We start from the raw sequence: 299 nt of genomic DNA on the forward strand, positions 1-299 counted from the left end.
CTGGTCACCGCCGCCGACATCGCGCCCCCGGCCGGTGTCGAGGTCCACAACCCCGACCTCGTCCTCGCCACGCTCAACGGCAAGGGCAAGCTGGAGATGGAGCTGACCGTCGAGCGCGGTCGCGGTTACGTCTCCGCCGTGCAGAACAAGCAGGTCGGCCAGGAGATCGGCCGTATCCCGGTCGACTCCATCTACAGCCCCGTGCTGAAGGTCACGTACAAGGTCGAGGCGACTCGTGTCGAGCAGCGCACCGACTTCGACAAGCTGATCGTCGACGTCGAGACCAAGCAGGCCATGCG

The 299-nt window shown here is 66.2% G+C and carries 1 pseudogene; it reads left to right on the forward strand.

Annotated features, from left to right (window positions below):
- Window positions 1-299: pseudogene (locus KUF83_RS09695) on the forward strand (DNA-directed RNA polymerase subunit alpha); the annotation flags it as partial.

Source organism: Streptomyces sp. BV286, from assembly GCF_019090165.1.
Classification (GTDB): Bacteria; Actinomycetota; Actinomycetes; order Streptomycetales; family Streptomycetaceae; genus Streptomyces.